The sequence below is a fragment of the Nocardiopsis sp. MG754419 genome (assembly GCF_018207095.1).
Classification (GTDB): domain Bacteria; phylum Actinomycetota; class Actinomycetes; order Streptosporangiales; family Streptosporangiaceae; genus Nocardiopsis.
Window position 1 is genome coordinate 1 of the sequence record NZ_QOCZ01000207.1, and the last position, 7729, is coordinate 7729.

General features: G+C 71.7%; 9 protein-coding genes. 4 read left to right on the forward strand and 5 right to left on the reverse strand.

Annotated elements, in window-relative coordinates:
- Positions 1–18: 18 nt before the first annotated feature.
- The 4 genes from DSY14_RS25680 to DSY14_RS25695 all read right to left on the reverse strand — a co-directional run bounded on the left by DSY14_RS25680 (position 19) and on the right by DSY14_RS25695 (position 3346).
- Positions 19–1068 (reverse strand): aldo/keto reductase, encoded by a 1050-nt coding sequence (locus DSY14_RS25680; RefSeq protein ID WP_211719191.1) that lies wholly within the window; start codon positions 1066–1068, stop codon positions 19–21.
- Between the two features lie 30 nt (positions 1069–1098).
- Positions 1099–1422 carry a putative quinol monooxygenase gene (locus DSY14_RS25685; protein ID WP_211719192.1) on the reverse strand — a complete coding sequence of 108 codons (324 nt, stop codon included), beginning with the start codon at positions 1420–1422 and terminating at the stop codon, positions 1099–1101.
- A gap of 140 nt (positions 1423–1562) precedes the next feature.
- On the reverse strand, positions 1563–2045 hold the full coding sequence (locus DSY14_RS25690) for a lumazine-binding domain protein (RefSeq protein WP_211719193.1): 483 nt from the start codon (positions 2043–2045) through the stop codon (positions 1563–1565).
- A gap of 335 nt (positions 2046–2380) precedes the next feature.
- Positions 2381–3346, reverse strand: coding sequence for an LLM class F420-dependent oxidoreductase (locus DSY14_RS25695; protein ID WP_211719194.1), 966 nt, complete (start codon positions 3344–3346; stop codon positions 2381–2383).
- A 212-nt stretch (positions 3347–3558) separates the two neighbouring features.
- Between DSY14_RS25695 and DSY14_RS25700 the strand changes: the two genes are divergently transcribed.
- From DSY14_RS25700 to DSY14_RS25715, 4 genes are all read left to right on the forward strand, one after another.
- On the forward strand, positions 3559–4089 hold the full coding sequence (locus DSY14_RS25700; RefSeq protein WP_211719195.1) for a YbhB/YbcL family Raf kinase inhibitor-like protein: 531 nt from the start codon (positions 3559–3561) through the stop codon (positions 4087–4089).
- A 261-nt stretch (positions 4090–4350) separates the two neighbouring features.
- Positions 4351–5412, forward strand: a complete 1062-nt coding sequence (locus DSY14_RS25705) for an ATP-grasp domain-containing protein (RefSeq protein WP_211719196.1) — start codon at positions 4351–4353, stop codon at positions 5410–5412.
- Positions 5409–6197, forward strand: coding sequence for an inositol monophosphatase family protein (locus DSY14_RS25710; RefSeq protein ID WP_211719197.1), 789 nt, complete (start codon positions 5409–5411; stop codon positions 6195–6197). The genes DSY14_RS25705 and DSY14_RS25710 overlap by 4 nt, the downstream gene beginning before the upstream one ends.
- 125 nt (positions 6198–6322) lie before the next feature.
- A complete protein-coding gene (locus DSY14_RS25715; RefSeq protein ID WP_211719198.1) occupies positions 6323–6793 on the forward strand; it encodes a DUF1707 domain-containing protein in 471 nt (156 codons plus the stop codon).
- Positions 6794–6924: 131 nt separating this feature from the next.
- Here DSY14_RS25715 and DSY14_RS25720 read toward each other — a convergent pair whose 3' ends face one another.
- The gene (locus DSY14_RS25720; protein ID WP_211719199.1) at positions 6925–7419 is read right to left on the reverse strand and encodes a DUF3145 domain-containing protein; all 495 of its coding nucleotides are present in this window, start codon (positions 7417–7419) and stop codon (positions 6925–6927) included.
- Between the last annotated feature and the right edge of the window lie 310 nt (positions 7420–7729).

The following is a 7729-nucleotide window of genomic DNA, read 5'->3' on the forward strand; positions in this document are numbered from 1 at the left end:
GCCCCGCCCCGCGCGGCCCTACGCCTTGGATGCGGTGGCGCCCCACCAGATGTTGATGTCGGAGTCGACCGCCCACCGGTCGATGTCGCGCAGCTCCTCCTCGGTGAAGTCGGTGGACTCCACGGCCCGCAGGTTCTGCTCCAGTTGCTCCACGCTGGACGCACCGATGAGCGCGGTGGTCACGGTGCGCGGCCCCTGGTCGCGCAGGACCCAGGAGATCGCCATCTGGGCCAGCGTCTGGCCGCGTTCGCGGGCGATCTGGTCGAGTGCCCGCACCCTGCGCAGCACATCGTCGGTGAGCATGTTGTCGCGCCAGCTGGGACGGCCCACCCCGGCCCGGGAGTCGGCGGGCACCGTCCCGTCCAGGTAGCGGTCGGTCAGGAGTCCCTGCGCCAGCGGCGAGAAACCGACCACGCCCATGCCCTCGTCGGCGGTGGCCGCCAACAGCCCGTCCTCCACCCACCGGTTGAGCATGGAGTAGGAGGGCTGGTGCACGACCAGGGGTGTGCCGAGGTCGCGCATGATGGCCGCCGCCCGACGCGTGAGCGACGGACCGTACGAGGAGATGCCCGCGTACATGGCCCGCCCGGACACCACCGCGTGGTGGAGGGCCGCCATGGTCTCCTCCAGCGGGGTGTCCGGGTCGGGGCGGTGACTGTAGAAGATGTCGACGTAGTCCAGACCCATGCGGGACAGGGAGCGGTCCAGCGAGGACAGCAGGTACTTGCGCGAACCGCCCCGCTGGTGCGGGCCGGGGCCCATCACCCAACCGGCCTTGGTGGTGATGACCAGCTCGTCCCGGTGGGGGCCCAGGTCCCGGGCCAGGATCCGGCCCAGGTTCTCCTCGGCGCTACCGGGCGGAGGACCGTAGTTGTTGGCCAGGTCCAGGTGGAAGACACCCAGGTCGAAGGCGCGGCGCAGGATGCGGCGCTGGTTCTCGAAGTCCCGATCGTTGCCGAAGTTCTGCCACAGGCCCAGCGACAGCCGGGGCAGTTTCAGCCCGCTGTCGCCACAGGACCGGTACTCCAGGGTGTCGTACCGGCCCTCGTCCGCCACGTAGGTGTCCAACGTCCGTTCCCTCCGGATTCAGCCGTGTCGTTACTCGTCGATGGTGAGTTCGCCCATCCGGTCCCACCCCTCGCCCTCGACCACACGGCTGACGATCAGCGGGGTCTCCGAGAGCAGCGGCTTCATCGTGACCAGTCCGGCCTTGAAGTGGTCGCTGTTCACGTGGGCCTCGGCGGCGCCGTCCTCGAACGCCTCGACGAGAACGAACTCGTCGTCGCGCTCGACACTCCGGGACCACTCGAACCACAGGTTGCCGGGCTCCGCCCGGGTGTTCCGGGTGAAGTCGGCGACCGCGTCGATGAAGCCGTCCCGGGCCTCGGGTCGGACCCGGAACTTGACGACGATGAGGATCATCCCGCATCTCCTTCTCTGTGTGCCACGGGGCACGCGGTACCGCCGGCCCCGGCGCACCACTCTGTCAGAATCGCGCGGGGCCGACCCCCGTCCGCCCACCTGGGGAGGGTGTTCCTCATGTCACCTTCGTGCGGGGCCGGTCAGGCACCGCCGAGGGTGGCGCCGGGGATCCGGGTGGCGTGCCACGTGCCGTCGTCGGACTCGCGCACCTCCAGGGCCCCGGGGTCCTGGTCGGGGTGGACGAGGGTGACGGTGACGATCTCGGTCTCGCCGTCCAGGTCGGTGCCGACGCCGACCTCACCGATCTCGATGGCCTCGCTGTCGGGGAGGTTCTCCGCGTAGTCGGGGAAGGCGGAGACGCAGTCCTCGGCGCCCTCGCTCTGGGCGATGACGGCCGCCTCGGCGGACTCGTCGATGAGGGCGCAGGCGGCCTCGGCGTCGTCCGAGTTCAGTGCGGCGACGAAGCCCTCGGCGACGGTCAGTGCCGCCGCCTCGGGGTCCGCGCCGCCACCGGCGTCGGCCTCCTCGGCCGCGGTGTCGTCGGCGGGGGTCTCGTCCTCGCCGCCGCTACAGGCGGCCAACACCAGGGCCAGGGGCAGGGAGCACAGCAGGACGCGTCGCATGGGGGTGCCTTCCGGTCAGGGGTTCGGTCGGTCGAGGAGGTCGGCCTCAGCGCACCATTGTTACCGTATTCACCCGTTCCGTGACCACCCGCATCCGTGGACCGTGCGGCACCGGCCGCTCCGGATCGAGGCCCGGTCCATGCCGGGCCCACGGCGGTCGCGGAGACGGTGCGCGGGGCAACCGGTACCGCGAGCGCGGTGGCCCCTGGACCCGAGGGAGCCCGAGGAACCACCGCGCCCGCGGGCGGGCCGGATTCCGACCCGACACATACCGAACGGTCGGGATGTCGTGGTCGCACCGCCACGCGTGCGCGAACAGCCCGACCGGGGCCGGGTCAGCCTCGGGGAGCGAGCGCGCGGACGACGTCGCCGGGGGCCCGGTCGGGCGGAACGATCGGTGCGATCACCGGGGTGTCGACCCCGGCCTCGACGTAGGCCTCGATCCGTTCACGGCAGTACTCCGCCGGGCCGTGCACGATGAGGTCGTCCACCACCGGATCGGGGATCGCGGCGAGCGCGCCCTTGCGGTCGCCCTCCTCCCAGGCCTTCCACATGGGACCGAGCTCCTCGCGTCCCAGCCACTCGTGGAACGCACGGTAGACGGGCACGTTCAGGTAGGCGGCGACGGCCCGACGGCCGATGCCACGAGCGGTGTCGGGGTCGGTGTCGGGGACGGCGAAGATCCGGGCGACGACCTCCTTGTCCGCACCGAACTCGCGGACGATGGGGGCGACGGTGCGCACGTCCTCGGAGGAGAGCCAGTTGACGATGGCCCCGTCGCCCTCACGGCCGGCCAGACGCAGCATGCCCTGGCGCAACGCGGCGACGAGGATCGGCGGTTGCTCCGGGGGCACCGCCCCGAGGGTGAAGCCTCGGACCGCGAAGGTGTCGTACTCGGCGTCGACCCTGCGTCCGGTCAGCGCCTCGCGCAGGAAGCGGACGGTGTCCCGGACCTTCTTGTAGGGCTCCTCGAAGGGGAGGGAGTTCCAGCGCTCCACGATGACGTTGGAGGAGGTGCCCACGCCCAGGGCGAAACGGCCCGGCGCGGCGGCGGCGAGGGCGGCGGCGCTCATGGCCAGGGTGGCCGGCCCACGGGTGAAGGCGGGCACGATCGCGGTCCCCAGACGCAGACTCGGGGCCCACACGGCGGCCAGGGCGAGCGGGGTGAAGGCGTCGGTGCCGTTGGCCTCGGCCGACCAGGCGTCGGTGTAGCCGAGGTCGGGCAGTGCCTCGAAGAGGGATCGTTGGTCGTGCAGGGGGACGCCCTCGAAGGGGACGGTGATGCCCCAGCGGTCGGTCATGACGGCTCCTGTCGGTGTGCCGGTCCGGCGGACGGAACCGAACGGTGTTCGTTCGGATGTGGGCACGACCGTACAACGCGACTCCCGGCCCGAGGAGGCCGCGTCCGGGCCGCGCGTTCCACGGGACGCGCGCCGGTCGTGGCGCGTATGTTCGGGGGCGGGCCCGACCTCGGGCCGGTACGCACACCCTCGACGACAAGGAGGCCATCGCCGTGGCCATGCCACCCTCCCCCTACGACTTCCTGCCCCGGGTCGACTCGTTCATCGTCACCAGCGATGACGTGGCGGACGGAAAGACCCTGTCGAAGGCCCAGGTCAGCGGGATCATGGGCGCCGGAGGCGAGGACGCCTCACCGCACCTGTCCTGGAGCGGCTTCCCCGAGGGGACGCAGAGCTTCGCCGTCACCTGCTTCGACCCCGACGCCCCCACCGCGAGCGGGTTCTGGCACTGGGCGGTCTGCGACATCCCCGTCGACGTGACCACGTTGGCGACCGACGCGGGCAACGGCTCGGGCCTTCCGGACGGCGCCGTGACCCTGCGCAACGACGCCGGGGGCCACCGCTACATCGGCGCCGCCCCGCCCGCCGGACACGGACCGCACCGCTACTTCTTCGTGGTGCACGCCGTGGACGTCCCGAGCCTGGGCATCGACCCCTCCGGGAGCCCGGCCTTCCTGGGCTTCAACCTGTTCTCGCACGCCCTGGGCCGCGCGATCATCGCCCCGGTCTACGAGCAGAAGTGACCTGAGCCGAGGCTCACGAGGAGGGCGGGGACGCGCGTCCCCGCCCTCCGGCCTTTCCTCCCGGGGACGACCGGTACACGCGAGAGGGGGCCGAACGGTTCACGTCGCAACCGGATTCGGCCAAACACGGGTCCCGCGAGGCCGCGCCGGTCTAGTCTCGGGCCATCCCCCTCCCGCACCACTCCGATCCGAGGGATCTCTGGAAGGGTTGTCGCAGCGGTGGCACAGCAGACTTCGAGCAGTACGAGGAAACCGACGGTCGTGGTGACGACGGCGGGTTCGGCACCGACCCCCGGAACCATCCTTCACCTGCGCGAACAAGGCTTCCGCGTGGTCGCCACCGATGTGGACCCCGTCGCGCCGGGGCTGTACCTCGCCGACCGGGGCTACCTGGTGCCGCCGGGCGACAGCGAGGCCTTCGTCCCCCGGATGCGGGAACTGTGCGAGCGGGAGCGGGCCGTCGCGGTCGTCCCCCTCGTGGACGAGGAACTGGTCCGCGTGGGCGAGCTGGCCAAGGACGGCGTGGAGGTGCTGTTGCCCCGTCTCGACTTCGTCACCACCTGTCTGGACAAGTACGTCCTGATGCAGCGACTCGAGGACGCCGGGATCGGTGTCCCCCGGACCTGGCTGATGTCGGAATGGCCCACCGACGCCGCCGACCGGTCGCGGGGCGGCCTCATCGTGAAGCCGCGCAGCGGACGCGGCAGCCGGGGCGTCATGATCGTCGACTCGGCCCGTGACCTGGCCCGGGTGGTCTCCGAGAGCGGGTACCCGGCCGACGAACTGATCGTCCAGGAACGCATCACCGGCCCGGAGTACACGGTCTCGGTGGTGGCCTGGCGCGACGGCGGGGTCCAGGCGGTGGTGCCCAAGGAGGTCGTGCTCAAGCAGGGCGTCACCAAGTACGCGGTGAGCCGGCGCAACGCGGCGGTGGTGCGCACCTGTCGGGCGATCCAGGCGGCGCTGCGCGCGGACGGTCCGTTCAACGTGCAGCTGTGCCTGGACGGCGCCGGTCGGCCCCGGGTGTTCGAGATCAATCCGCGCTTCTCCTCGACCGCGGCGCTGACCGCGGCGGCGGGCGTGGACGAGATCACCGGCCTCCTGCGCCAGGCGTTGGGCGCGGGTCCCCGTCTGCGCGACGACTGGCGGGAGGGGGTGGCCATGGTGCGGCGCTGGAGCGACGAGTTCATCAGCGAGGGCGACTTCACCGCGCACGGCATCTCCCCCGCCCCGCAGAACCTCACGCACGGCGAGGGTTTCGCCCTGCCCGGGGCCGTCTCCATGGCCGGGGCGTCACCGGTGGTCCCGGCGCGCGCGTGGTGACCGAGAGGCATCCGCTCTCGGAGGCCGTGGCCGCGGCGGTCACGGAGGTCGGCTCCCTGCTGCGCGACTGGCGGGAGGACCCGTCGGTGCGCAGCGGTGTGTGGGAGGGCGGCCAGTTCAAGGCCGAGGCCGACGCCATGGCACACCGGGCGCTGTCGCGACGACTGGCCGCGATCGACGCCCGGATCCCGGTGGTGAGCGAGGAGGACCCCGGATCGCTCACCGCACCACGACCGCCCCGATACTGGCTGATCGACCCGATCGACGGGACCGCCAGCTACGTGCACGGGTTCGACGGCTACGTCACCCAGGCGGCGCTGGTGATCGGCGAGCGCCCCGAGGTGGCGGCGGTGTTCGCCCCGCACCATCAGGTCCTGTACACCGCCGTGCACGGCCGTGGCGCCCGCAGGGACGGGATCGCCCTGCCCTGGCTGGCCCCGTGTCCGCCGGGACACGGGGTGCTCACCGACAACACCCCCGCACCGACGGGGATCGCCCGGCGGGCCTACGACCGCTTCGGCTACGGCGAGTACCTGGAGAGCGGCAGCATCGCGCTGAAGCTGTGCCGGATCGCTGAGGGGACCGCCCACCTGTTCGTCAAGGACGTCCCGGTGCGCGACTGGGACGTGGCCGCGCCGGCGTTGATCCTGTCGGAGGTGGGCGGTCGAGTGACCCGTGGGGACGGCTCCCCCTTCGCCTATCAGGGGCCGTACGAACACCGCGGTCTGGTGGGCGCGTCCGACCCCGCGACCTGCCGCGCGGTGGCGCATTGGTTGCGGCACTGACCTGCGCGGATTCCGACTCGGGGGTGGTCCGTGAAAACCACGCAGAATCCACCCCGCCGTGCTCTTTCGTGGCCCGGGCACGGCACGTAAAGTGTGGTCACCAACTCGCGTTTTGGGGGTGGCAAGTGGAGACCCAACGTCTGCCGCTGAACCGGATGCGCGCCTCGGACACCGAACGCGATCTGACCATCGACCACCTTGCGGTGGCCTATTCCGAGGGCCGCCTGGACTCCGACGAGTACGAACGCCGGGTGGGCGCGGCACTGATCGCGATCCGGGTCGGCGAACTGCGCGCCCTCACCGGCGACCTGCCCGTACCCGTGGGCGCGATCCCCGCGCCCCGGTTCCGCGCCGAACGCGTACGCGACCCCCGTCCCGAACCCGCGCCCCGACCCCCGCGACTGCCGTGGGCGGAGTGGGGTGAGGAGTGGCGCTGGTGGCTGACGGCCGGCGGACTGCTGACCGGACTGTGGGGTGCCACCAGCCTGCTCGGCGGGGAGCTGATCCTGTACTGGCCGCTGGTGCCGCTGGGCATCTGGGCCGCGGTGCTCCTCGCCTCGGCGATCTGGCCGGGCGAGGCCGAGCCCCCCTGTTGACCGACGGGGTGCGCGCCCCGCTCCGACGCCGGCCCGAGCGGCCGGTGGCCGGGGCGGCGTGCCTTCCATGACGACGTGAACGGCGGCCCGTCCACCCCGCGAGGGTGGACGGGCCGCCTCGTGCGCGGGGGTCAGCCCACGGCGTGCAGCCAGCGCACGGGCGCGCCGTCGCCCGCGTAACGGAAGGGTTCGAGTTCCTCGTCCCAGGCCCGACCGGTGAGCCGGTCGAGTTCGGTCGCCAGGTCCGCGCCATCGGCGGCGGCGTTCTCCATGGCGGCGCGCAGCCGCCCCTCGGAGACGAGCACCTCACCGACGGCGCTGGTGATGGCCGTGAACACGCCGAGGGCGGGCGTGTAGCTGTAGCGGACGCCGTCGCATCCGGGCGAGGCCTCCTCGGTCACCTCGAAGCGCAGCCGCTGCCACGCGTTCAACGCCGAAGCCACCGCCCCCGCGGTCCCCGGTTTGCCCTGCCAGTTGAGCTCGGCACGGTGATGGCCGGGGGCTGCCGGTTGGGCGACCCAGTCGAGCTTGACGGGTACTCCTACGACACCCGCGACCGCCCACTCGATGTGTGGGCACAGCGCCGCGGGCGCGGAGTGGACGTACAAGACGCCACGAGCGGACACCGAACCTCCTGATACGAACGAGTGCGCTTCCCCGACGCCCTCGTATCCCGAGAAGGTTGCATACCCGCCTGCGTGCCTTTTGTCCCATTGTGCACTATCGGCACACTGAGGACCATCTCGCACGCTGGTGTTTTCCAGCGTTCCCCACGTGCCCCGAACACACAGAGGTTAGCGTGTGCCCCAGGCGACGACAGGGAGTCCGATCATAGTGGGAGCGGGTGTGCCAGACCAGTCGCGCAAGGACATCCATCCCCGCGACCCCCACCGAAAAAGGCCACATTCAAGCAGTTCAGGGGATGTATCCCCCACC